At 69.8% G+C, this 22,866-nt stretch carries 21 protein-coding genes; 4 read left to right on the forward strand and 17 right to left on the reverse strand.

Going from position 1 to position 22,866, the window contains the following annotated elements; translation table 11 throughout:
• Positions 1-22: 22 nt before the first annotated feature.
• The 13 genes from C7456_RS10725 to C7456_RS10790 form a co-directional block, all read right to left on the reverse strand.
• Complete coding sequence (locus C7456_RS10725; RefSeq protein ID WP_109723746.1) at positions 23-877, reverse strand: TadE/TadG family type IV pilus assembly protein; 855 nt, start codon at positions 875-877, stop codon at positions 23-25.
• Entirely contained in the window at positions 874-1,392 is a 519-nt protein-coding gene (locus C7456_RS10730) for a tetratricopeptide repeat protein (RefSeq protein WP_170120203.1), read from the reverse strand. Before C7456_RS10730 ends, C7456_RS10725 begins: the two co-directional genes overlap by 4 nt.
• Positions 1,389-1,748 (reverse strand): DUF192 domain-containing protein, encoded by a 360-nt coding sequence (locus C7456_RS10735; RefSeq protein ID WP_109723748.1) that lies wholly within the window; start codon positions 1,746-1,748, stop codon positions 1,389-1,391. The genes C7456_RS10730 and C7456_RS10735 overlap by 4 nt, the downstream gene beginning before the upstream one ends.
• Entirely contained in the window at positions 1,745-2,635 is an 891-nt protein-coding gene (locus C7456_RS10740; RefSeq protein WP_109723749.1) for a type II secretion system F family protein, read from the reverse strand. Before C7456_RS10740 ends, C7456_RS10735 begins: the two co-directional genes overlap by 4 nt.
• On the reverse strand, positions 2,632-3,486 hold the full coding sequence (locus C7456_RS10745) for a type II secretion system F family protein (RefSeq protein ID WP_109723750.1): 855 nt from the start codon (positions 3,484-3,486) through the stop codon (positions 2,632-2,634). Before C7456_RS10745 ends, C7456_RS10740 begins: the two co-directional genes overlap by 4 nt.
• Entirely contained in the window at positions 3,483-5,189 is a 1,707-nt protein-coding gene (locus C7456_RS10750) for a TadA family conjugal transfer-associated ATPase (RefSeq protein WP_109723751.1), read from the reverse strand. Before C7456_RS10750 ends, C7456_RS10745 begins: the two co-directional genes overlap by 4 nt.
• Before the next feature lie 328 nt (positions 5,190-5,517).
• Entirely contained in the window at positions 5,518-6,864 is a 1,347-nt protein-coding gene (locus tag C7456_RS10755) for a type II and III secretion system protein family protein (protein ID WP_109723752.1), read from the reverse strand.
• 2 nt (positions 6,865-6,866) lie between these two features.
• Positions 6,867-7,637 carry a Flp pilus assembly protein CpaB gene (gene cpaB / locus C7456_RS10760; protein ID WP_109723753.1) on the reverse strand — a complete coding sequence of 257 codons (771 nt, stop codon included), beginning with the start codon at positions 7,635-7,637 and terminating at the stop codon, positions 6,867-6,869.
• Positions 7,638-7,895: 258 nt separating this feature from the next.
• A complete protein-coding gene (locus C7456_RS10770) occupies positions 7,896-8,570 on the reverse strand; it encodes a hypothetical protein (protein WP_109723754.1) in 675 nt (224 codons plus the stop codon).
• The gene (locus C7456_RS10775) at positions 8,554-9,438 is read right to left on the reverse strand and encodes a TadE/TadG family type IV pilus assembly protein (RefSeq protein WP_109723755.1); all 885 of its coding nucleotides are present in this window, start codon (positions 9,436-9,438) and stop codon (positions 8,554-8,556) included. The genes C7456_RS10770 and C7456_RS10775 overlap by 17 nt, the downstream gene beginning before the upstream one ends.
• 12 nt (positions 9,439-9,450) lie before the next feature.
• On the reverse strand, positions 9,451-10,293 hold the full coding sequence (locus C7456_RS10780) for a hypothetical protein (RefSeq protein WP_109723756.1): 843 nt from the start codon (positions 10,291-10,293) through the stop codon (positions 9,451-9,453).
• A gap of 7 nt (positions 10,294-10,300) precedes the next feature.
• The gene (locus C7456_RS10785) at positions 10,301-11,872 is read right to left on the reverse strand and encodes a pilus assembly protein TadG-related protein (RefSeq protein ID WP_170120204.1); all 1,572 of its coding nucleotides are present in this window, start codon (positions 11,870-11,872) and stop codon (positions 10,301-10,303) included.
• Positions 11,873-12,090: 218 nt separating this feature from the next.
• Positions 12,091-12,375 (reverse strand): pilus assembly protein, encoded by a 285-nt coding sequence (locus C7456_RS10790; RefSeq protein WP_109723758.1) that lies wholly within the window; start codon positions 12,373-12,375, stop codon positions 12,091-12,093.
• 321 nt (positions 12,376-12,696) lie between these two features.
• Here C7456_RS10790 and C7456_RS10795 point away from each other — a divergent pair, with 321 nt between their 5' ends.
• Positions 12,697-13,704, forward strand: coding sequence for an OmpA family protein (locus C7456_RS10795; RefSeq protein WP_109723759.1), 1,008 nt, complete (start codon positions 12,697-12,699; stop codon positions 13,702-13,704).
• 22 nt (positions 13,705-13,726) lie between these two features.
• On the opposite strand, the gene C7456_RS10800 is transcribed toward C7456_RS10795, so the two are convergent.
• Positions 13,727-14,473: an FAD-binding oxidoreductase gene (locus C7456_RS10800; protein WP_109723760.1), complete on the reverse strand. Its 747-nt coding sequence runs from the start codon at positions 14,471-14,473 to the stop codon at positions 13,727-13,729.
• Positions 14,474-14,569: 96 nt separating this feature from the next.
• On the opposite strand from C7456_RS10800, the gene C7456_RS10805 reads away from it, so the two are divergent.
• From C7456_RS10805 to C7456_RS10815, 3 genes are all read left to right on the forward strand, one after another.
• Entirely contained in the window at positions 14,570-15,514 is a 945-nt protein-coding gene (locus C7456_RS10805; protein ID WP_109723761.1) for an ABC transporter ATP-binding protein, read from the forward strand.
• Positions 15,511-16,287 (forward strand): ABC transporter permease, encoded by a 777-nt coding sequence (locus tag C7456_RS10810; protein WP_109723762.1) that lies wholly within the window; start codon positions 15,511-15,513, stop codon positions 16,285-16,287. Before C7456_RS10805 ends, C7456_RS10810 begins: the two co-directional genes overlap by 4 nt.
• 190 nt (positions 16,288-16,477) lie before the next feature.
• Positions 16,478-17,887 (forward strand): sugar porter family MFS transporter, encoded by a 1,410-nt coding sequence (locus C7456_RS10815; RefSeq protein WP_245889833.1) that lies wholly within the window; start codon positions 16,478-16,480, stop codon positions 17,885-17,887.
• A 322-nt stretch (positions 17,888-18,209) separates the two neighbouring features.
• Here the strand turns inward: C7456_RS10815 and C7456_RS10820 are convergent, their stop codons facing one another.
• Genes C7456_RS10820 through C7456_RS10830 form a run of 3 tightly spaced genes read right to left on the reverse strand, consistent with a single transcriptional unit; the run spans position 18,210 to position 22,639 of the window.
• On the reverse strand, positions 18,210-18,917 hold the full coding sequence (locus C7456_RS10820) for a c-type cytochrome (RefSeq protein WP_109723764.1): 708 nt from the start codon (positions 18,915-18,917) through the stop codon (positions 18,210-18,212).
• A 10-nt stretch (positions 18,918-18,927) separates the two neighbouring features.
• Positions 18,928-21,522, reverse strand: coding sequence for an MtrB/PioB family outer membrane beta-barrel protein (locus tag C7456_RS10825; protein WP_109723765.1), 2,595 nt, complete (start codon positions 21,520-21,522; stop codon positions 18,928-18,930).
• A gap of 22 nt (positions 21,523-21,544) precedes the next feature.
• Positions 21,545-22,639, reverse strand: a complete 1,095-nt coding sequence (locus C7456_RS10830) for a DmsE family decaheme c-type cytochrome (protein ID WP_245889834.1) — start codon at positions 22,637-22,639, stop codon at positions 21,545-21,547.
• Between the last annotated feature and the right edge of the window lie 227 nt (positions 22,640-22,866).

Consider the following 22,866-nt stretch of genomic DNA (forward strand, 5'->3'; position numbering starts at 1 on the left):
TTCCTAGCCATGAGCCATCGATTCATGACGTGCATACCGGATGATCGCCACCGCCGCCGCCATCGCCGCCCCCGTTGTCGCCTCCACCCTGGTCGCCTCCGCCACCCGCACCACCGCCCGCGTCTCCATCGCCGCCGCTTCCATCCCCGCTGCCGCTATCTCCACCCCCTCCGCCGGTGCCGCCACCGGTGTCGCCAGCGCCACCGCCCCCGGAATCGTCACCGCCACCCCCATGCGCAGCGGCATCGGCCAGCAGGTTGCGGTCGCGGATCGGCGTTTGCATGCGCACGATCGCCTGGGATTCGATGTCAAGGCTGTAGACCTCGTGCCCCTTGGCCAGCGAACGCACCGGGTCGAGCCTGCCGATCAGGCGATCGATCACCGGCACGATCAGCGGGTACTTGTAGGTGACGCGGATCTTCAGCAGGTTGGCGTCCTGTACCGTCATGCCGCTGCGCGAGCCGGTGCCGGCGGACCGGAACGGCAGGCTGTCGTTGGGGATTGCCTCGGTGCCGTCGAACTGCTTGACCTTCCAGTCGTCGAATGCCGCGCGGGTCGGGCTGACGACGTCGATGTCGGCGGCGCCGGCGCGCACGTCGACCTGCGCATCCAGGTAGGCACGGGCCAGCCCCTCGTTGTCCGCGCTGTGGCTGTACAGCGGCAGCAGGCCGCGGATCAGGCCGGCGCGCAGCGCATCCGTCTCGGCGAACCCGGTGGCACCGCTGCGCGCGGCCTCGAGTGCCGCGTAGTCGACGACTGCCTTGGCGCGGTAGAACAGGATGGCCTGGAAGATGCCCAGCAGCAGCGCGCCGAACACCGGGATCACCACGATGGTCTCGACCAGGCTCTGCCCGCGCTGGCGACGGCGCGCGTTCATGGCGAGGCTCCCGCGCCTCTTGCCCGCTCGGCGGGAGCCGGCGGCGCCTCGGCGGGGGCGGCCTTCCTGCCCGTGGCCGCGGACCGGCCCAGCCTGGCCAGGTCGCCCGCCATCGCCAGGCTGTCGTCGCGCAGCGCGTCGTCGTGCCTGGCGGCCTGCGCGCTCTGCGCGAACGCGGCCTGCGCCTGGCGCACCAGCATCACGCCCAGGTTGTGCCAGGCCTTGGCGTTCGAGCCGTCGTGCTGCAGCACCCGCTGGTAGGCCTCGATCGCATCCTGCGGCTGGTCCAGCTTCGCGTAGATGTTGCCCAGGCGGAACCAGACGCCGTCGTCGTCGGGCAGGTCGCGCAGCAGGTCGCGGTAGCGGTAGAGCGCCTGCGTCATGTCGCCCTGCTCGTAGGCGGCGGCGGCCTGCCGTTCCAGCGCCAGCACCGCGGCCGGGTCCCGGTGGCGGGGCGCGGAGGCGCAGCCGCCGAGCGCGAGCAGCAGCAGGACGGCCGCGCATCGCGGCCTCACGGTTCGCTTCTGAGCCATTGCCATTCCTCCCCACGCACGGGCCCGAGCGCGGCGATGCCGCCGGGCGCCATTTCCACGGTCTGGTGCGCGCCACGGCCCAGGCGCATGCGCCAGGGCCGCACGCCTTCGCAGCAGTCGAGCACGCGCCCGCCGCGATCGAGAAAGACGATGTCCAGCGGATAGCCCATGCCGGCCGTGTGCACGCTGCCGCAGGGCACCAGCCACAGGGCCTGCCGCGCGCCGTCGGCCAGCCGCGCGCGGCCGAGCAGGCCGCGCATGCGGCTCCACGGGCGGTCGGCGCGCCAGGCCAGCGGCACGATGGGCACGCCGCCGCGCAGGATCACGCCGCGCCTCACAGGATCCCCTCCTGCTTCATGCGCAAGTAGATGAAGTACGCCAGCACCAGGAAGATCAATGGGAAGAAGAACATCACCAGCGGCAGCATCATCTTCACCGGCGCCTCCAGCGCGAGCTTCTCGGCGCGCAGGAAGCGCTCCTCGCGCCGCTGCGCGGCCTGCGCGCGCAGCGTGGCGCCCAGGCTGGCGCCCACGCGGTCGGCCTGGATCAGCGTGCCGGTGAAGCTGGAGATCTGCGACATGTCCATGCGCTCGGACATGCGCCGCAGCGCCTCCGCGCGCGGCAGGCCCGAGCGCACGTCGCGCAGCAGCCGCGCGAACTCCTGCGCCAGCGGACCGCTCGGCCCCTTCTGCGTGGCCTGCTCGATACCGCCGGTGATGTTGAGCCCGGCCTCCACCGCCATGGTGATGAAGTCCAGGTACACCGGCAGGTCCTTGATCACCTGCCGGCGGCGGCGGTTGCGCCGCTCGCTCAGCCACAGCGTGGGGTAGAACCAGCCCAGCACCGCGCCGAAGGCCAGCATCAGCAGGTACAGCATCGCGCCGCCCTTGCCGAGCATGGCGAGCAGCAGCCAGAAGAACGCCGCCGCGAGCAGCGCGGCGACCACGCGCAGGCCGTACAGCTGCTCGGGGCTGAGCACGAAGTCCTGCCCCGCGGTCTGCAGCTCGCGGTGCGCCTTCTCCAGCTTGTCGGGCTTCAGCCGCGGCCCCAGCACGTAGGTGGCCGCGTTCACCAGCGGCCACAGCAGGCGCAGGCCGAACGGCAACGGGTCCTGGTAGTGGCGGTCGGCCTCCGGCACCTCGCGCATGAAGCCGTAGACGGCCCAGAACGCCAGCGCCACGCAGCCGGCCACGCTGAGGGCGAGCAGGACGACGGCGACGCTCATATGTCGATGCTCGTGATCTTGCGGCACATGCGGTAGCCCAGGTACTCCATCACCGCGGCCACGCCCATCACCGCCCAGCCCATCGGCGTGTGGTACAGGTCGTGCATCGTTTCCGGGTAGGCGAAGCTCAGGAAGGCGATCAGCCCGACCGGCATCATCGCCATCACGATGCCCTGCAGCCGGCCCTGCGCGGTCAGCGACTTCACCTTGCCCTCCATGATCAGGCGGCGCCGCAGCGTGTCGGAGAGGGAGGCCATGCTCTCGGCCAGGTTGCCGCCGATCTCGCGCGAGATGCTCACCGCGGAGACGAACAGCGTGACGTCCTGCACCGGCACGCGGTCGTTGAAGTGGCCGAGCGCCTCCTCCAGCTTCACGCCCATGCGCTGCTCGCGCAGCACCAGCGCGAACTCCTGCGCCAGCGGGGGCTCGACGTCGCGCGCCAGGCTCTCCAGCGCCGGGGTGAAACCGAGGCCGGCGCGCATGCTGCCGGCCACCATCATCAGGCCGTCGGGCAGCTGCTGCTGGATGCGGTCGATGCGGCGCTGCTTGAGCCATGCGTAGACTTTCTTGGGCAGCACCGCCACCAGCACCAGCGCCAGCACCACCAGCAGCAGGTTGCCGGTGGCCAGCCACAGCAGCAGCGGCACGGCCACCAGCGCCACGGCGTTGGCGCGCCACAGGTTGGCCGGGTCGATGAACAGGAACATGTCGGCGAGGTTGAAGCGCGCCTGCTCGGTGAAGGTGTTCTGGTAGCGCCCCCAGAACACCACCGCGCCGCGCGCGAGCAGGAAGCCGGCGAGCGTCACGCTCAGGAACACCACCGCGGCGACGGCGACGAGGTTGCCGTTCATGCTTCGCCGTCCGGCTGGAAGATCGACAGGTCCACCGGCACGCCGCGCTCGGCCAGCTCCTCGTAGAACTCCGGCACCGCGCCGGTGGCGGTGAAGCGGCCGCGCACCCGGCCGCCCTCGCCGCCCTGGTCGCGGGCGCGGAACACGAACAGGTCCTGGGTCTGGATGGTGCCGCTTTCCACGCCGGTCACCTCGCAGATGTGGGTGATCTTGCGCGAGCCGCACGGGAAGCGCCGCTGGTGGATGATCAGGTCCACCGCCGAGGCGATCTGCTCGCGCACCACCGTCATCGGCAGGTCCATGCTCGACATCAGCACCATCACTTCCAGGCGCGACAGCGCGTCGCGCGGCGAGTTGGCGTGCGCCGTGGTCAGCGAGCCCTCGTGGCCGGTGTTCATCGCCTGCAGCATGTCCAGCGCCTCGCCGCCACGGCACTCGCCGACCACGATGCGGTCGGGACGCATGCGCAGCGCGTTGCGCACCAGGTCGCGGATGGTGATCTGGCCGCGCCCTTCCAGGTTGGGCGGGCGCGCTTCCATCGCCACCAGGTTGGGCTGGCTCAGGCGCAGCTCGGCGGCGTCCTCGATGGTGACGATGCGCTCCTCGTCCGGGATGAAGTTGGACAGGATGTTGAGCAGCGTGGTCTTGCCCGAGCCGGTGCCGCCGGTGACCACGATGTTCTTGCGCTCGCGCACCGCCACCTGCAGGAACTCCAGCATCGGCTCGTTGATCGAGCCGAACTGCAGCAGGTCCTGGCCGGTGAGCTTGCGCTTGCTGAACTTGCGGATGCTGATGCTGGGACCGCGCAACGCCACCGGCGCGATCACCGCGTTGACGCGCGAGCCGTCCGGAAGGCGCGCGTCCACCATCGGCGAGCTTTCGTCGATGCGCCGCCCCAGCGGCGCGACGATGCGCTCGATCGCCGCCAGCACCGCCTTGTCGCCGGTGAAGATCACCGGCGAGCGCTCGATGCGGCCGGCGCGCTCGATGAAGATCTCGTCGGCGCGGTTGACCATGATCTCGGTGACGCTGTCGTCGGCGAGCAGGTCCTCCAGCGGGCCCAGGCCGATCGCCTCGTCCAGCACCTCCTTGGCCAGGCGGCGGCGGCTGATCGACTTGGGCAGCGCGGCGGCGAACTCGCGGTCGATGATCTCCTCGATCAGCGCCGCGGTCTTCTCGCGCAGCTCCTCGTCGCTCATGCCGCGCACGTCGACGCGGCGCAGGTCCATCTGCTTGACCAGCGACTGGTGCACGCGCTGGCGCCATTCGAGCATGTCCGGCGAGGTGCGCGGAGCGGGAAGGTTCACCACGGCGTTGCCGGCGCCCGCTTCGGGCCAGGGTGTTGGCGCCCGCGTCGAATCGCCCGAGGCGTTGGCGGCCTGGCGCGGCACCTGGATCGGCGCGGCGGCCTGGTCCACCAGCACGCGCAGGCGGTAGTCGCCGATCGCCACGATGTCGGCCCGGTGCAGCGGGCCGTGCTCGTTCTGCACGCGCGTGCCATTCACCGTCACCGGCGCGCGCCCGCCCAGCACCTCCACGAACACGCCGCCGTTGCGGATGCGCAGCATCGCGTGCTCGCGGGCGATGTTCCAGCCCTGCAGCACGACCAGGTTGTCCTCGCCGCGGCCGATGCCGCAGGTCTCGTGCAGGCAGCGCACCTGGCGCGGGTCGCGGTTGGGGGTCTCGATCAGTACCTCGAACATCGTCTTGCCTCTGCCTTAGAGCCTGTCCATGGTCTCCCCATGCCCCGCGCCGGGAGCTGTTTGCGCGCAGGCCAAGGAAGAACGAAGGAACGCGGGGAGGCGCCATGGATGGCGCCGGCTTGGGGGAGCGAGGAGTGGACGTCCGTCCACGACTGAGTGATGACGCGGGCCTGCGGGCAAACAACCCCGGCCCGGAGGGCTGTCACCGAGTGGCCGCCAGGCGGCAGCGCGTGGCTTGGCCTGCCGGCCAGGCAAGCCGGCGCCACGCCCTACCGCCTGGCGGCCACTCGATGACGACGCGGGGCATGGGGAGACCATGAACAGGCTCCTAGTCCACCACGTCCGCGCCGGCCGTCTTGCGCATGTCGTCGCGCAGGTGGTCGCTCTTCTCGATCAGCGCGCGGTTGGACGGCGAATCGGCATCGACCACCACGGGCGTGACGAAGATCACCAGGTCGGTGCGGTTGCTCTGGAAGTTGCGCGAGCGGAACAGCGCCCCGAGGATCGGGATCTGCCCCAGCCCCGGCACCTTGTCGAAGGTCTTGGAGGCGGTGGCATCCACCAGCCCGGAGATCACGATGGTCTGTCCCTCGTGCACGTTCACCTCGGCGCTGGCGCGGCGGGTGATGAAGCCGGGATAGCCCTGCACGTTGATGCTGGGATCGATGCGGCTGATCTCGGTCTCCAGGTTGGTGGCGATGTCGCCCTGGCTGTTCACCACCGGCTCGATGTGCAGCTTGATGCCGTACTGCTTGTACTCGACCGTGGTCTCGCCGAAGGCCTGGGTGATCGGGATCGGCACCTCGCCGCCGACCAGGAAGTCGGCCACGCCGCCGCTGCGCGCGGCGAGCTGGGGCGTGGCCAGCTCCCAGGCGTTGCCGGTCTGCATCATCAGGTTGATCTTGGAGGTGATCGAGGTGGTGATGCCGAAGTAGGAGGCCGTGCCCGGCACCCGCAGCGGCAGGCCGTCGCCGCCGCCGGGGAAGGTGCCGGCGAAGCCGCCGGAGGTGATCCGGTAGTACGGATTGGTCTGCCAGTCGTGCACCAGGCCGCCGCTCGGGCCGTCGATCATGGTGTCCCACTTGATGCCGATCTCGTTCATGGCCTTCTTGTCGAACTCCATGATGCGCACCTGCATCATCACCATCGGCTTCATCTCCACCGCGTTGGCGGTGGTGAAGTCGACCACCTGCGGGTAGAGCTTCTTGATCGCCGCCACCTGCGCCATGTCCGCCGGCGACAGGTTGCTGCCGGTCAGCACCACGCTGCCGGCCACGCTGTTCACCGAGATCGCCGGGCTGCGCTCCAGCAGCCGTTTCACCAGCTCGGCGGCCTGGTCGCTGTTGCCCACGCCCACGTGCACCGCCACGCTACGCTGGCTGCCGTCCTGCATCCACAGCTGCAGCGAGGTGTCGCCCGGCTTCTGCGCGATCAGCACCAGCTCGCGGCTGCCGAGCGCCTTGACCTCGAGCAGCTTGCCGTCGCCCACCGCCACGCGCTTGAGCGGACCGGGCGCGCTCTGCACCAGCGCCTGGCCGACGTACATGTTGACCGCGTCGGGGATGGCCGGCGCCTCCGCGCGCGCCTCGCGCACCGGCGCCAGTGCCGCGCCCGCCCCTGCCAGCAGGGCCGCCGTCGCGATCCATGCCCACTTCCGTGATGCCTTCCAAGCCATGCTCAGCCGCTCCCGCCCACGATGAATTCGATGCCCGTGCCGCGCACGCGCCGCCCCATGCGCAACAGGTCGGCCTTGCTCAGCGTCTTGAGGTCGAACGGCCCGCTGCTGCCCGCCGGCCGCAGCATCACCAGCAACTGGCCGATCTTCTTGGCGATGCCCACCCGCTGCGCGTCGGCGGGGGTGAGCTGCAAGGTGATGTTGGAATAGCTGTCGTCGTCCTTGTCGCCGCCGCGCACGCCCTTGGCGTGCCTGCCGGTGGCCAGCACCAGCACGTCGCTGAGCAGCGGACGGACGCTGTCGCTGTCCTCGCCCGAGGTCAGCATCAGCACGTCGATGTGGTCGCCCGGCACGATCAGGCCGGAGATCGAGCTGGCCTCGTCCACCTGGATGGTGTAGGCCACGTTGCCGGGCGTGATGATGTTGGAGAAATGGTCCGTCACCGTCTCCACCGCGCTGGCCGGGATCGGCGCGCCCTGCGCCAGCGGCGCGCGCAGCAGCTGGCCCATGTAGCGGCCGTAGGTGTCCGGCGTCAGCGCGTCGGCCGGCACGAAATCCGCCGGCACGTCGCGCGAGGCCACGTCGTCGGCGGTGAGCGTGGCACCCGCCTTGAGGTCGTGCACCGGCACGACCACCTGGCGCGTCTGCTCGGCCGGCCGCGCCGTGCGCGCCGCCACCTGCGAGTTGATGTAGTGCACCGCCATCAGGCTGGCGGCGATGCCCAGCACCACGGCCACCGCGAGGTAGATGAGGTTGCGATTGACTTTCGGCATGTCCGTGTTTCTTCCTTCAGATCCATGAAGCGGAAAGCGCGTAGACGAAGCTGGTGTAGGCCTCGCGCAGCTTATCCAGCAGCTCGCTGATCGCGCTCTTGTCGCCTGGCGGCACCGGCACCAGCAGTATCAGCACGAGGCACCCCGCGACGACCGCGTACTCGACCAGCGCGCCGCCGCGCTGCCCGTGTCGCGCGCCGCGCCGGCGCCTGCCGTGCCGCCCGTCCCCCATCGCCGCCATACCGTTCCTCCCGCCGCTCATGGCTGCTGCACGTTGATCACCACCTGCGACTGTCCGTCGCCGGCGCGCGCCACCACCAGGGTCATCTTGCCGTCGCCGCGCGCATAGCTGAGGACGCAGCCGTCGTCGGTGCAGCGACCGTCCGCCGCCGGCTTCCAGCCATCGCCGGCCAGCCGCTCGCGGAAGAAGCTCGCGTTCTGCTGCGGGGACAGCGAGTTGCGCATGGCCACGGTGCGCGCCGGCACCGGGTCGTCCGGATAGGCGATGTCGTTGAACACCTTCGATCCCATCGGCCGCGGCAGGCCCTTGCCAAGCTCCGGCTGCTTCGGCGCAGAAGCGACATCGACGATGCCGATGTCGCCCTTGCTGCCGGAGCCGGCGGCGCTGACCTGCACGGTGACGAAGTAGTCGCCGTCTCGATGGCCGATCACGGTGGCGTCGCCGACCTTGTTGACCACCACCTGGCCGTTCCAGGCCTTGCGGTAGTAATCGACGATGTCCTGCACGCCCTGCGACGAGCGGAAGACCCGCGCCCGCATGTCCAGCCCGTTGAAGACGATGCGCTCGGCAACCGGCTCGGCCTGCGTGCCCGCCGGCAGCGGCGGCTCGGGCCAGCCGAACAGCCCCGCGCTCGCCAGCGCCGGCAGCAGCAGGGCCGCGGCGGCCAGGGCCAGCTCAGCGCACGTCTTCATACTTCACCAGCTTGTCGGCGGGGACGACGTCGGGCGCGGTGCGGCCGAGATGGAAGTTCTTGAGCCCCGGCGTGAACACCTTGTCCACGATGGGGATCTCGCCCAGCACGTGGACCACGCCGTCGATCATCTTGTCGGACGAGTTGCCCAGCCAGCTGGTCGGCACCAACGGGCGGATCACGTTGCGTACCGCGCGCGGCGACGCGCCACCGGCCGGGTCGCCATCCGACTTCTCACCGCTCCCCGCCGCGTCCCAGGCATCGGCCAGCAGCACCGTCCTGGCGGTGAAGCTGGGTTGCAGACTGTCCAGCGGATCGAGGAAGGCGAGCGGGCTGCCGTCGCGTCCGGTCAGCTTCTCCGTCTTCGTGGCGACTTCCGCGGTGACCAGTCCCTTGTCGTTCGGCGGGAAGTTGCCCAATGCACCGGCGACCTTGCCGACCATGTTGACGCCCTGGTCAAGGAAACTGGGCGCGGCCTCCTGCTTGTAGACCGTCAGCTGCAGGTCGCCCGGCTTGACCAGCTCGCCGCCGGCGAAAGTGGTGAGCATGGTGTCGGCGAAAGCACCGGGCGTATGGTCGTCGCTGCGGATCGCAGCCTGCGGATCGCCGAAGATGCGCCCGCGCAGCGCCTCCTGCACCGCGTCCTGGTCGGGCAACCCCTTGCCGCTCAGGCTGTGGTCGACGGTGGCGGCCCACGCCGCCTGCCGGGCGGCCGCCTGGGCCTGCTGCTTGACGTGGATGTACTGGCCGAGCACGGCGATGCCAGCCGCAAGCGGCACCAGCACGATCAGCGCCACCGCCATCTCGACGAGACTCTGGCCGCGCTGCCGGCCTGCCGTCCCTGCCCTCTTGCCTGGCCCGCTCGCCATACGCGCCTCCGCTCACTTGTCCGCAAGGCCGGATGGCTTGTCGAACACGTGCCGATCGAACGGCTGGCCGACGGTCATCCGCTGCGTGGTCAGGTACTGGCCGTCACCCCGATCGACCGGCTCCATCCGCAGTGCCAATGCGTAGTCGCTCCAGCTCACCACGCCGACACCGGCGCTGGCGCCGAAGCCCCACTGATCGCCGCCACTCCACACGCAGGATTCGCTTGTCGCGTCCTTGAAGCGGCGGCATGGCTGGCCGGCTTCGGTACCGGCCCCCTGCGACTGCGCCATGGCAGCGCCGTAGCCCTGCTGCTGCAGCTGCGCCTGCACCTTCGCGCGCAACGCCTCGTCGTCGTCGGCTGGCACGGCCGCGGCCCGCGGCTGCAGCCGGACGTTGGGATCGAAATGGCTGGTGTGCGCCGTCAGGTCGATCAGCTGCGCTCCTTCCGGCCCGACGATCGCCATATCCGACTGACGCACCGGCGAGAACTGGCACATGGAGTCCGGCTTGAACGTCCAGTGGTCCGAACGCACTGCCAGGCGCTGTCCGGCATACCAGAGCTGGTAGTAGGTGCGTCCCAATTTCCGGGCGACGTCCTCGTCCAGGGGCTTCTTCGGAACATTCGGGATCGCCTGGCAATTCGTCCAGGCAACGCGGTAGTTCTTTTCGTCCACCACCGCCCCGTCCTTGCGCAGCTCCTCGGTCTGCTCCACGTGGATCGGCGGGAGGTCCAGCGCCGAAGACGGCCCGGGGGCGGCCTGGCTGGCCGCACCCCTTCCGCAGGCCGTCAGTGCCAGCGAGAGCAGCAGGATGGCCGGGCCAACGGATAACGGATGTTGCGTAAGGATCTTCATGGCGTCGTCAATGGGAACCGGGCAGGCAGGGCGCCGCTGAGCCGTACATCACGGCCACTTCCTGGCGCACGGCGCAGGGCGTGTCGACCAGCCGTGCCTGCCAGTACGGGCTGAACAGGCTGCCCAGCTCGCGCCTGGAATCGATGGCGCGCGGGAACAGTTCGCGCGGCCTGCTGAAGTAGACCTGCGCGGAGGACAGGGCGGTCATGTCGTCCGACACGGCCTTGTCCGGCGCCTGGAAATCCGGCGGCCCACCGATGCCCTGCACGTTGTTGGCGGTGCGCACCGTGTTCATCGGCTGCTCGATCAGCACGGTGAACACCGGCCCCACATCGAGCGCATCGACGCCGTTCTGCGCCGCGCCGTAGCCGTTCAGATAGGGCACGGTCGCCTTGTTCGCGGCAGTGTCCTGGTAGTTGTCGGGCAGGCCCACGTGTGCGCCCGCACTGGAGGCGTAGTTGCGCAGCCAGGCCTTGTCCTGGCCACCCATCGCCGGGCTATTGAGCGCCATCGAACCGGCCGAGCCGTTGTCGATGCCGCCGTCGTAGCGGGTGTAGTGGCCGCGGTCGATGTCGTAGGGCGAATCCCAGCCACGGCCGTTGTTGATGCCAGGACTGGCCACCGAACGGAACGAGCCGGACGTCTTGTCCACCGCCGCACCGCCGCCCCAGGCCATCGGCACGTCGAACTTGATCGCGCAACCGGCGAGAGGGAAGCAGAACATCCTCGCCTTCGCGTCCAGCGTGTCGGTGCCGACCCAGCTGCGGTAGTTGACCAAATCGGTGCCACCGCGCTTGAGCAGGCTGAACGAACCGAAGCCGAAGTTCAGGCTGATGCCGTCGCTGCGGCTGCGCGAGAAGCCGTCGCGCGCCTCCATCACGACGTTCGCGTAACGGTCGCCCGCGCTGCTGGAACGCGGCCGCGTGCCACCGCCGATGGTGTAGGTGCTCGCGTAGTCGCGCGCCTGCAAGACGCCCTGCTCGAGCAACCCCAGACCGCGGGCGCCGATCTTGCCCTGGCCGTCGGTATTGCGTCCGGCAAGGTCGGTGGCGAGCTTGAGCGCCTCCTGCGAATCCACGCTGGCGATCAGCCAGGAAGCCTTGGCGTAGACCTCGTTCAACGCCGCGATCGCGGTCACGCCGGCCGAGAAGCCGGCCTGCATGGCGTCGCGCACCTCCTGCACCACCTGCTTCACCTCGTTGAGCGCGCTGACCACCTCCTGCAGCGCCGCGCCGATCTCGGCCAGCACCACGGTCACGTCGAACACCACGGCGATCGCCTGCACCGCGTCCTTGAAATTGTCGGTACCGCGCAGCGCGAAGTTGGTCCACGAGTACCAGCTGACCATCTGCGCCACGGCCACCTCGTTGGCGACCGTGGCGCGGTTCATGTAGGCGATCAGGTTGTAGGCGCGCGCCTGCTGCACCGCCACGCTGTAGGCGGTGGCGTCGGCCGCGTTGACCAGCTGCACCTTCTTGCTGACGGACTGCCCGGTATTGAACAGCACGATGACGCCGAGGCAGAGCACGACCAGCGCCACCACAGCCAGGATCAGCGCCTGTCCTCCCTGCCGGCGCAACGATGCGACGTGCAGGTCAACGCACGTTGGAATAGGGCGGCCGCCGGATTCAGACTGCCGGCCCTGAATAGCGATGGATCCAGCCACGATCGTCCCTCCGCCACGGCATCCATGGCCATGGCAACGCCACACTGCAATCTCATCAGACAGACCGAACCGCTCCCTCGGCGCGACGCACGAAGCGTCGCACCGACGGGATGAGAGCGGCCAATCAGGCGTTACTGCGCAGTCTGGTTGTTGTAGCTGCTGAGGGTCTTGTCCTGGGTACCTTCGGCGTGTGCGCTATTGCCTTCATTCTTGGCGCGATTGATATCTTCGGTAGCGCTCTGGCCGGAAAGCTCCCTGGCCATACCGCCGATCTGCGCACGGGCGGTGCCGCCGAAGTAGGTGACGGCCGCGATGGCCGCGATGGCGATGAGCGCGGTGATGATGATGTACTCGGTCATGCCCTGGCCGCGCTGCAGGACACGGGCGCCGTTGCGGCGGTAGACGTTCACTTTCATGGCTTTTTCCCCAAACGTAAAGAAAGTCCCTTCCCGCCGAGGACATCACGATGTCCACAGAGCGGGTCCCTACTTGGAAAGCCCCCCTGTATGGCCGCAGGCCATGCATGCCGCCACGCAATTTCGTTCCGCTCTTGCGCGCAGCGCCACCGAAGTTAGCAAATTCGTGTGCCTGTTTCGTGACGCCATGCGTTTTCAAACGCCAAAACGCGATTTCCATCACAACGCGAAAAATGCGGTGCACGGGGAGGTAGGGGGATGCGCAGCCAATCGCGTTAAAGCTCTTTCGTCCCGGACGCGACAAATGAAGGAGAAACCCGCATGACTGGCTTCGCGAAACGTTCCCGCCTCGCGCTGAAGTGCCTGCTGGCGGCCGGCCTGGCCACAGCCTTCGCCGTCCCGGCGACCCATATCGCCGCGACGGACGTGCCGGGCAGCCACGACAGTCCCATCGTCTCGCGTTTCCGGGGTTCGGTGATCGTCGGTTACCAGGCACTGGACTATGGCCGCATGGATCTGCCCATGGGCAAGTACGAACACGGCAAGCTGCCCACCGAGGCCATCGAGGGGCGCATTACCCGCATCGCCTATGTCGCGCCGGAGGGCAAGGAGGCACTGGAGGTGTTCCGCAATTTCCAGCAGGCACTGGCCGTGGCGGGTTTCCAGACGCGCTTCGAGTGTCATGGCAGCGACGGCGCCAACGGTTGCGGAGACGGCTTTGAGTTCGCCAACGCGGTAACGACACCCCTGTTCGACCCATTGCACGCCCGCAACGTCATGGTTCAGACGCTCAATGCCGTCAACGGCAATGTGCATGCAATTACCGCCCGGCTGCAGCGACAAGGGGGGCCGGTCGACGTAGCATTACTGGTCAGCAAGAGCGATCGGAACCCCACCGGCATCCTGCTGCAGATCTGCGAAAGCAAGGCGATGGCCACGGCCCAGGTGACGGTGGACGCCAAGGCCATGAGCGAAGGCCTGGCGCAGGCCGGCCACATCGCGCTGTACGGCATCCGCTTCGCCACCGACAGCGCGGCGCTCGACCCGGCCTCGAAGGATACCCTGGCGCAGATGGCCGCGCTGCTGGCCAGGCAGCCCTCGCTCAAGGTCTACATCGTGGGCCACACCGACGACACCGGCAGCCTGGCGCACAACCTGGCGCTGTCGCAGCAGCGCGCCGAGGCGGTGGTCAAGGCGCTGGTGGACGACTACCGCGTCGCGCCCGCGCGGCTGGCGGCCAAGGGCCTGGCCTCCTTCGCGCCGGTGGCGAGCAACCGCGACGAGGCCGGGCGGGCGAGGAACCGCCGCGTGGAACTGGTCGAGCAGTGACTCGCGCGGCACCGCCCGGCGGTCAGCGCGAGGAGACGTACTTCTCGCGCCGGATCTGCGCCACCGGCAGCCCGAAGTCCTTGAGCGCCGCGAAGGCCGCGTCGACCATGTTGGGGTTGCCGCACAGGTAGGCGATGTCGCGCTGCGCGCTCGGCGCCAGCTCGGCCAGCACGCTCTGCACGTGGCCCGTGCGGTCGCCGGGGCGCGGCACCGCGCGCGGCTGGCGGCTCAGGCAGGCGTGGAAGGCGAAGCCGGGATGCGCCTGCGCGAAGGCCTCGAACTCCTCGCCGTAGAGCAGCTCCTGCTCGTTGCGCGCGCCGTACAGCAGCACCGCCTCGCGGCCGCCCTGGGCGAGCCACCGCGCCAGCTGCGGCAGCATCGCGCGGTAGGGAGTGACGCCGGTGCCGGTGGCCAGCAGCAGGTAGCGCGGATGGGCGTCGCCCGGCTGCAGGCAGAAGCGGCCGTAGGGGCCGCTGGCCTGCACCGTCCCGCCGTGCCGCAACCCGCCCAGCAGGCGGGTGGCCGCGCCGCCTTCGACGTAGCTCACCGCGATCTCGATGCGCTCCACCGGCGCGCTGCCGTCGCCCACGGTGGCGATGGAGTAGCTGCGCTTGGTCGGCGTGCCGTCGTCGTAGTGGAAGTGGACCTGCAGGAACTGGCCCGGCACGAACGCCAGCGGCTGGCCGTCCTCGCGCTCGAAGGCGAGGTGGCGCACGGTGGGCGCCAGCATGCGGCTGTCGGCGAGGCGCAGGGTGAAATGGTCGGCCATGGCGGATTCCGGGGGAAACGGTGCGTGCGTCCGGCGGAACCGGTCGGCGGCGGATGGCCCGCTATAATAGAAGGCTCGTCCCCCCTGGTGCAGCCCATGAGCACTGTCCCCGCGCTCGTCGTCGACAACCTGCGCAAGACCTACGGCAACGGCGTGGAGGCGCTCAAGGGCGTCAGCCTCACCGTGGAGCAGGGCGACTTCTTCGCCCTGCTCGGCCCCAACGGCGCCGGCAAGAGCACCCTGATCGGCATCCTCTCCTCGCTGGTGAACTCCACCTCCGGCGACGCGCGCATCTTCGGCGTGTCGGTGAACCGCCAGCGCAACGAGGCGATGAAGCTGATCGGCCTGGTGCCGCAGGAGATCAACTTCAACCAGTTCGAGAAGCCGTTCGACATCTGCGTGAACGAGGCGGGCTTCTACGGCATCCCGCGCAAGATCGCCGCCGAGCGCGCGGAGAAGTACCTCAACGAGCTGCGCCTGTGGGACAAGGCGCGCGACCAGGCGCGCATGCTCTCCGGCGGCATGAAGCGCCGCCTGATGATCGCCCGCGCGATGATGAACGAGCCGAAGCTGCTGATCCTGGACGAGCCCACCGCCGGCGTGGACATCGAGATCCGCCGCTCGATGTGGCAGTTCGTCAGCGGCATCAACGCGGCCGGCACCACGGTGATCCTCACCACGCACTACCTGGAGGAGGCCGAGCAGCTGTGCCGCAACATCGCCATCATCGACCACGGCACGATCGTGGAGAACACCTCGATGAAGCGGCTGCTGGCCAAGCTGGACGTGGAGACCTTCGTGCTGGACGTGACGCACGCGCCCGAGCAGCCGCCGGCGCTGCCGGGGGTGACGGTACGGCGCATCGACGAGCACACGCTGGAGGCGGAGATGGCCCGCTCGCACGACCTCAACTCGCTGTTCGCGGCACTGTCCGCGCAGGGCGTGACGGTGACCTCGATGCGCAACAAGACCAACCGGCTGGAGGAGCTGTTCGTGCGCCTGGTCGAGAACGGCCGCCTCGGCCAGGAGCGCGCGGCATGAGCGGCTCGCCCAACCTCGTCGCGCTGTACACCATCGTGCGGCGCGAGATCGCGCGCATCCTGCGCATCTGGACGCAGACGCTGATCCCGCCGGCGATCACGGTGACGCTGTACTTCGTGATCTTCGGCAAGCTGATCGGCAGCCGCATCGGCCCGATCGCCGGCGGCTTCAGCTACATGCAGTACATCGTGCCCGGCCTGGTGATGATGAACGTGATCACCAACAGCTACGGCAACATCTCCAGCTCGTTCTTCGGCGCCAAGTTCCAGCGCTCGGTGGAGGAGATGCTGGTCTCGCCGATGCCCAACTGGGTGATCCTGCTCGGCTACGTGCTGGGCGCGGTGGCGCGTGGCCTGGCGGTGGGCCTGCTGGCGCTGCTGATCGCGCTGTTCTTCACCTCGCTGCACGTGGTGCACCCGCTGATCACCTTCCTGTCCGTGCTGCTCGGCGCCACCATCTTCTCGCTGGCCGGTTTCGTCAACGCGATGTACGCCAAGAAGTTCGACGACGTCGCGCTGGTGCCGACCTTCGTGCTCACCCCGCTCACCTACCTGGGCGGCGTGTTCTACTCGATCAGCATGCTGGGCGAGCCGTGGCAGACGATCTCGCGGATCAACCCGATCGTGTACATGGTCAACGCCTTCCGCTACGGCGTGCTGGGCGTCAGCGACGTGCACGTGGGCGCGTCCTTCGTGGTGATGCTGGTGTTCGTGGCCAGCCTCGCGGCCTTCGCCCTGTTCCTGCTCAAGCGCGGCATCGGCCTGCGCTCCTGAGCGCCGGCGCCGCCCTCTCCCCCGCCGCCTTGCGCCGCAACAACACGCGGCGCGCTGCTCCGCTAACCTTGCATCGCAGCATGCGGGGCGCGGCGCTGCATACGTATTCAGGCATGCGCCGGCGCGCACGGCAGCGCAGAATCGGGCGCTTCCACAAGAAAGCCACGAGGGGAACGCGATGGGGGTCGTGATGGGCAACGACGGACTGGAGCAGCGCGCCACCGCGCGCGTGGTGCTGATCGCCGCGGCGGCGGCGCTGGGCGGCTTCCTGTTCGGCTTCGATACCGCCGTGATCAACGGCGCGGTGGACGCGGTGCGCGCCGGCTTCGGCCTCGGCGCCGGGCAGATCGGCCTGGCGGTGTCGTGCGCGCTGCTCGGCTCGGCGCTGGGCGCCTGGTACGCCGGCCCGCTCGCCGACCGCTTCGGCCGCGTGCGCACCATGCAGGTGGCGGCGCTGCTGCTGGCCGCCGCGGCGCTGGGCTCGGGCCTGGTCACCGGCATGTGGGACCTGGTGCTGTGGCGCATGGTCGGCGGCATCGGCGTGGGCGTGGCCTCGGTGATCGCGCCCACCTACATCGCCGAGGTGTCGCCGGCGCACGTGCGCGGGCGGCTGGGCTCGCTGCAGCAGCTGGCGATCGTGCTCGGCATCTTCGTCGCCCTGCTCAGCGACGCCTGGCTGGCCGGCAGCGCCGGCGGCGCGGCGAACCGGCTGTGGCTGGGCCTGGAGGCCTGGCGCTGGATGTTCCTGGTGGCGGTGGTGCCGGCGCTGGTCTACGGCGCGGTGGTGCTGGGCGTGCCCGAGTCGCCGCGCCACCTGGTCGCGCGCGCGCGCCTGCCGGAGGCGCGCGAGGTGCTGCGCCAGGTGCTGGACCTGCGCGACGAGGCCGCGCTGGACCGCAAGCTGGTGGAGATCGAGCACAGCCTGAAGATGGAATACCGCCCGCGCCTGGCCGACCTGCGCGGCCCGCGCTTCGGCCTGCTGCCGGTGGTGTGGATCGGCATCCTGCTGTCGGTGTTCCAGCAGTTCGTGGGCATCAACGTGATCTTCTACTACTCCTCCACGCTGTGGCACTCGGTGGGCTTCAGCGAGGCGGACTCGTTCACCATCACCGTGGCCACCTCGATCGTCAACGTGCTGGTGACCCTGGTCGCCATCGCGCTGGTGGACAAGGTGGGCCGCAAGCCGCTGCTGGTGGTCGGCTCGGCCGGCATGGCGCTGACCCTGGCGCTGATGGCCTGGTGCTTCTCGCAGGCCAGCGGCAGCGGCGCCGCGCTGGCCCTGCCGGCGCCGTGGGGCCCGGTGGCGCTGGTGGCGGCCAACGCCTACGTGGTGTTCTTCGGCGTGAGCTGGGGCCCGATGGTGTGGGTGCTGCTGGGCGAGATGTTCCCCAACCGCATCCGCGCGATCGCGCTGGCGGTGGCCGCGGCGGCGCAGTGGCTGGCCAACTTCGTCATCACCAGCACCTTCCCCGCGCTGGCCGAGCTGGGGCTGGCCTTCGCCTACGGCCTGTACGCCGCCTTCGCGCTGATCTCGCTGGTGTTCGTGGTGTACGCGGTGCGCGAGACCAAGGGCATGGAGCTGGAGGAGATGCGGGACTGATCGTCGCGCCACTCCCGGCTTGCGGAACCGCTCCCTCTCTCCCGAAGGAGGGAGCATGGCTTGCGGTGTCTGCCGGTCATCGCACCTCCTCTCCCCGCCGGGGAGAGGAATGAGGTGAGGGGTGGGGCTCGCGGCGGCGTCTCGCTCAAGCGACGGCATGGATGGTTGGCCCGTCGCCAGGGCGACCCCTCACCCCGGCCCTCTCCCCGGAGGGGAGAGGGAGCACGGCTTGCGATGGCGGTCGACCATGTGCCGCCTCTCCCCGGAAGTGAAGAGGGAGCTCCGCTTCGAACGTGGGGGCGGTAGCTGTCGAGCGGCCTGCTCAGCGGGTGGAGAGATAGGCGCCCAGCGCCTGCACGTCCTCGTCGCCCAGCGTCTGCGCCACGCCCTGCATCACGCGCGCGTTGCTGTTGTCGGCGCGCGCGCCGCTCTTGTAGTCGCCCAGCGCCTTGGCCAGGTAGATCGCCGACTGCCCGCGCAGGTGCGGGAAGCTGGCCCAGGGCGGCTGCGGCTTGCCGTTCGGCACGGGCCGCGGTCCCTGCGCGTCCGCGCCGTGGCAGCCCTGGCACGGCGGTATGCCGTTGGCCGGGTCGCCGGCCGCATAGAGCTGCGCGCCGCGCGAGCTCTCGTCGGCCGGCCCCGCCGGCTTGGGCGCCAGCGAGGCGTAGTAGGCGGCCAGGTCGCGCATGTCGGCATCGCTCAGCGGCGCGGCCTGGCCGCTCATCACCGGGTCCCGGCGCTGGCCCTCCTTGAACTGCTTCAGCTGCACGTAGAGGTAGGTGGCCGACTGCCCGGCCAGGTTGGGAAAGGTGGGCGCGACCGCCACGCCCTGCGGGCCGTGGCAGGCGGCGCACACGGTCGCCTTGCCGGCGCCCGCCTGGGCGTCGCCCCGTACCGGCGCCTGGCGGCGCAGGTCGGCGAAGGGGGCGGCGGGCGCGGCGGCGCTGGCGGCCGTCGCCGCGTCCTGCGCCCGGCCGGCCGCGGCGACGGCCAGTGCCATGGCCAGCAGCAGGATCGATGTGCGCGTCATGGCGTCGTCCTCACAGCTTCACGTTCAGCATCACGCCGACCACCGTCACGCTGTAGTGCAGCTGCGGCCCCTCGTCGGTGTAGATGCGGTGGTCGTAGACCAGCGTGTCGTCGAAGCCCAGGTAGTGCCAGTCCAGGAAGCTGCCGCTCTGGTACTGGCCGAACAGCCGCACGCCCACGCTGCGCGTCACCGGGAAGCCCAGGCTGGCGCTGAACGTGCTGGAACGGTAGTGGTTGTTGGGGAAGGCGTCATCGGGCGTCAGCGCGGCCGCGTCCGGGTGGGTGAGCGCGGCGGTGGAGGCGTAGGCGTAGTCGAGCTTGGACAGCGACTGCGTGTAGTTCCAGCCGAGGTCCAGCCGCACCCTGCCGAAGTCGTGCGAGAAGTTGACGCCGGCGTTGTAGTCGCGCTCGTTGTCCAGGTCGTGCCAGTAGTTCTCCAGCGGGTACAGCGGGCCGCCGAGGGACGGGTCCTCGCTGCCGGCCGCGCCCACGATGGCCTCGTTGTCGGCCACGTTGGCGAACTTGAGGTGGGTGCTCTCGGCGCCGACGTAGACGCTGGCGTTGGTGCGCGGCGAGGGCTGCCAGTCCCACTCGCCGGTGAAGCCGGTGGTGCGGGTGTTCTGCCGGCCGACCTGCGCGTCGTACTGGTCGCGGCTGCCGTAGAAGGTGGCCGACACCGTGCTGCTCTCGCCCAGCGGGTAGAGCAGGATCACCCGCGCCTTGCTCTCCTTGCGGTCGCTCATGTCGTACTTGCGCATGGCGTCCACGGTGAAGGCGGTGGGCGCGATGCCGTCGGCCGGCACGTAGCCCGGCAGCGAGGCGGAGTAGTACGCCTCGTACGGGTCGTAGTCGTAGTGGCCGCCGGTGCGGTCGGCGTACTCGATGCTGGCGCGCAGGGTGGCGTCGCCCAGCGACTTGCTGACCCAGCTCAGCTTGAGGCGCTGCTCGTCCAGGCGCTTGCGCTCGCGGTGCTTGGGCTCGTTGTGGTCGAAGGTGTAGACCAGGTTGAAGCTGTTGTCGCGGCTGGCGTTCCAGTCCACGCCCAGCTCGAACAGGGTGTCGTCGTAGCCGAACGGGATGTTGGCGATCTGCACGTTCGACGTGCTGTAGTAGCCGTTGTCGAAGATGCCCACCTCGCCCGGCACCACGCTGCCCTGCGAGCCGTTCTCGGAGATGTAGCCGTACTGCCCGGTGAGCGGGTTGTAGGCGAGGTAGCGGGTCTTGTTGTCCTCCTTGTAGTAGCGCAGGTCGGCGTGCCAGCCGAAGGCGCTGCTGGGGTGGAAGCTGAGCTTGGCGTCGAACAGGCCGGTGTCGATGCGCGCGTGCGCGCTGCTCTCCGACAGCGCGGCGGTGGTGTTCCAGTCCGCGCAGGGGATCAGCTGCTGGAACGGCCCGCCGGCGAAGCCCAGCGTGCCGGTGCAGTTGACCGGCGGCAGCAGGGTGTCGTTCTGGCGCATGGTGCCGTAGGCGGCGGCCAGCGACAGCTCGCCGTGCCACTTCAGCTCGCGCGACAGCTCCAGGCGCAGGTTGTGGTAGTCGTTGTCCGGCTCCAGCGAGAACTGGCCGTCGGTGACCAGCCCGGCGTTGGGCAGGCCCACCACGTTGGTGATCAGGAACGGGTTCTGGTAGTTCAGGTGGTCCTTGTGGTCGCGGAAGAACGAGCCGGTGTAGACCGCGTTGAAGCGCCACAGCTTGCCCACGTTGCGCAGGCCGAGGTTGACGTCGGTGGTGGTGAAGTCGATCGGCCGCACCGTCTCCAGCACGCCGCCGTTGCCGCCGTAGGGTGAACCGGTGCTGGGGAAGGCGAAGCTGAAGAACATCGGCCCGCCCCACAGCCGCGTGCCGTTGCGCTCCTCGTTGGTGACCGAGGCGTAGCCGATCCAGTGGCGGTACAGCTCGCCCTCCAGGCTCAGCCCCTCGCGCGTGCGGGTGAGGCCGATGCTGCGCCGGGGCGCGTCGCGCGAGGCCTGCTGCACGGCGGCAATGGTGCTGTCGCCGGGCGTCAGGCCCGACGGCAGGGTGAGGTCGGTGCTGCCCACGCCGTTCCACACCGGATAGGCGCTGGTGGACACGGTGTGCGGGATGTCGCGGTAGAACGCCTCGATCTTGTAGCTTCCGTAGCGGCCGGCGCGCAGGCGGTAGTACTGGTCGTCGGCGCTGAGGCGGCTGCCGCGGAACTCCACGTAGCCGCCGGTCTTCCTGTTGTCGAAGCCCAGCGCGAACAGGCCCAGCGCGGCGCCGTTCTTCCAGTCGGTGTACTGGCGGAAGAACTCCGCGTTCCTGTCGCCGTTGACGTGGATGTAGCCCAGCTCCAGCAGGCCCCAGTAGGTCCAGTCGCCGCCGCCGAGCGGCCTGGTCGGCGGGCCGTACGGGTACGGGTACAGCGCGCCGCTGGGCGTGCGCAGCTGCCCCGGGTGCAGCCAGGACATGCCCTCGTCGCCGGGCGCCATCAGCGGCGTCCAGCCGCGCGGGTCGAGGCCGTTGCCGTATTGCAGGTCGCCCACGCGCATGCTGTCGCTGCCGTCGCCGGCCACGGCGGGCAGGGCCATGCAGCAGCCGGCCAGGCCGAGCAGGATGGCGAAGGGCATCGGCTTGATCGTGCGCATCGTCCGCTCCTCCTCCGCCCGGCTACTTGTGGAAGCGCGACCCGGACGGGTTGTTCGAGCCGTGGATGTTGGTGTGGCAGGTCAGGCAGGCCCGGCCCATCAGCCGCTCGTCCGGCGTCGACCCGTTGCCGAGGTTGGTCGGCACCTGCAGGTCGTTCGGGTGGCGCGTCATGGTGTGGCACTGCTGGCACAGCATCGGCAGCGGCGCCACCAGCAGGGTCTGCTGGTTGGAGCCGTGCGGGTCGTGGCAGTTGAGGCAGCTCTCGCGCACCGGCGCGTGCTCGAACAGGAACGGCCCGCGCTTCTCGGCGTGGCAGGTGTAGCAGGTCTCGTTGACGGTGTCGGTCTTGAGCAGCGGCCGGGTCAGCGTGCCGTGCGGGTTGTGGCAGTCCACGCAGGACATCTGCCCCTCCGGCAGCGGCATGTGCGAGCGCCGGTTGAACTTGGCCATGATGTCCTTGTGGCAGGTGGCGCAGACCTCGTTGATCGAGGGCTTGGCCAGCACGCCCTCCGGCGACAGCCGCGCCATCGGGTTGTGGCAGTCGCTGCACGACAGCCCGCGCTCCTGGTGCACCGAGCCGATCCAGTGCTGGCGCGCGCCGCCGGCATGGCAGCCCAGGCACACCTCCTGCTGGGTCTGCGGCGTGGTGGCCGAGCCGTGCGTGAAGGCGATGATCGAGCCCGGCGCGGTGGGGTTCTTGGCGTGCTCGGAGCCGGGACCGTGGCAGCTCTCGCAGGCCGCCTGCGGGCCGGTGTTGGCCGCGCCGGCGCGGAACGAGGCCACGTGCAGCGAGTGCGAGGCCTGCACGTTCTCCAGCGAGTGGCAGGCCACGCAGGTCTTCGCGCCGATCGCCTGCGCGTCGGGCGCCAGCGGGTTGTGCGGGATCGGCGCGGCGTCGAACGGCGTGGCCGGGCTGTCGTTCACCGGCGCCAGGTGCGGATCGGCGTTGCGCGCCGCGTTGGCGCCCATGTCGGTGGACGGCAGCATGCGCGCGATGTCGTCCTGGCTGAGGCTGCCGCCGGACGACGACGCCGTTCCCGGCGAGGCCTGCTGCTGCGCCCGCGCGCCGCCCGGCAGCACCAGCAACCCGCCGAGGGCCGACGCGACGGCAAGCACGACCGCGAACGAAAGCGGTAGGACACGCATGGCTGCACAACCCCTTGGCTTTGCGTGAGCGATGCGGGCCAGCCCCCTGGCCCGCGCGCCGCCACGGCGGCGACATCGCGGCCGCAGTATTCACCCAAGGCGGCGGGTGCGTTAAGTCGCCGCACCTCAAAATGAGTGTCCAGAATCGCCGAACAATGGCACGCTTCGCCGCGCCGCAGCATGGGTGCCGCGCGCAT

The sequence above is a fragment of the Fulvimonas soli genome (assembly GCF_003148905.1).
Taxonomy (GTDB): Bacteria; Pseudomonadota; Gammaproteobacteria; order Xanthomonadales; family Rhodanobacteraceae; genus Fulvimonas; species Fulvimonas soli.

Excerpts from the sequence above, each read along its gene's own strand:
- C7456_RS10790 (WP_109723758.1), bottom strand. The coding sequence starts at position 12,375 with ATGAAAGTGAACGTCTACCGCCGCAACGGCGCCCGTGTCCTGCAGCGC.
- C7456_RS10755 (WP_109723752.1), bottom strand. The coding sequence starts at position 6,864 with ATGGCTTGGAAGGCATCACGGAAGTGGGCATGGATCGCGACGGCGGCC.
- C7456_RS10770 (WP_109723754.1), bottom strand. The coding sequence starts at position 8,570 with ATGAAGACGTGCGCTGAGCTGGCCCTGGCCGCCGCGGCCCTGCTGCTG.
- C7456_RS10825 (WP_109723765.1), bottom strand. The coding sequence starts at position 21,522 with ATGCGCACGATCAAGCCGATGCCCTTCGCCATCCTGCTCGGCCTGGCC.
- C7456_RS10775 (WP_109723755.1), bottom strand. The coding sequence starts at position 9,438 with ATGGCGAGCGGGCCAGGCAAGAGGGCAGGGACGGCAGGCCGGCAGCGC.
- C7456_RS10810 (WP_109723762.1), top strand. The coding sequence starts at position 15,511 with ATGAGCGGCTCGCCCAACCTCGTCGCGCTGTACACCATCGTGCGGCGC.
- C7456_RS10745 (WP_109723750.1), bottom strand. The coding sequence starts at position 3,486 with ATGAACGGCAACCTCGTCGCCGTCGCCGCGGTGGTGTTCCTGAGCGTG.
- C7456_RS10820 (WP_109723764.1), bottom strand. The coding sequence starts at position 18,917 with ATGACGCGCACATCGATCCTGCTGCTGGCCATGGCACTGGCCGTCGCC.
- cpaB (WP_109723753.1), bottom strand. The coding sequence starts at position 7,637 with ATGCCGAAAGTCAATCGCAACCTCATCTACCTCGCGGTGGCCGTGGTG.
- C7456_RS10750 (WP_109723751.1), bottom strand. The coding sequence starts at position 5,189 with ATGTTCGAGGTACTGATCGAGACCCCCAACCGCGACCCGCGCCAGGTG.
- C7456_RS10795 (WP_109723759.1), top strand. The coding sequence starts at position 12,697 with ATGACTGGCTTCGCGAAACGTTCCCGCCTCGCGCTGAAGTGCCTGCTG.
- C7456_RS10780 (WP_109723756.1), bottom strand. The coding sequence starts at position 10,293 with ATGAAGATCCTTACGCAACATCCGTTATCCGTTGGCCCGGCCATCCTG.
- C7456_RS10815 (WP_245889833.1), top strand. The coding sequence starts at position 16,478 with ATGGGCAACGACGGACTGGAGCAGCGCGCCACCGCGCGCGTGGTGCTG.
- C7456_RS10800 (WP_109723760.1), bottom strand. The coding sequence starts at position 14,473 with ATGGCCGACCATTTCACCCTGCGCCTCGCCGACAGCCGCATGCTGGCG.
- C7456_RS10740 (WP_109723749.1), bottom strand. The coding sequence starts at position 2,635 with ATGAGCGTCGCCGTCGTCCTGCTCGCCCTCAGCGTGGCCGGCTGCGTG.
- C7456_RS10805 (WP_109723761.1), top strand. The coding sequence starts at position 14,570 with ATGAGCACTGTCCCCGCGCTCGTCGTCGACAACCTGCGCAAGACCTAC.
- C7456_RS10725 (WP_109723746.1), bottom strand. The coding sequence starts at position 877 with ATGAACGCGCGCCGTCGCCAGCGCGGGCAGAGCCTGGTCGAGACCATC.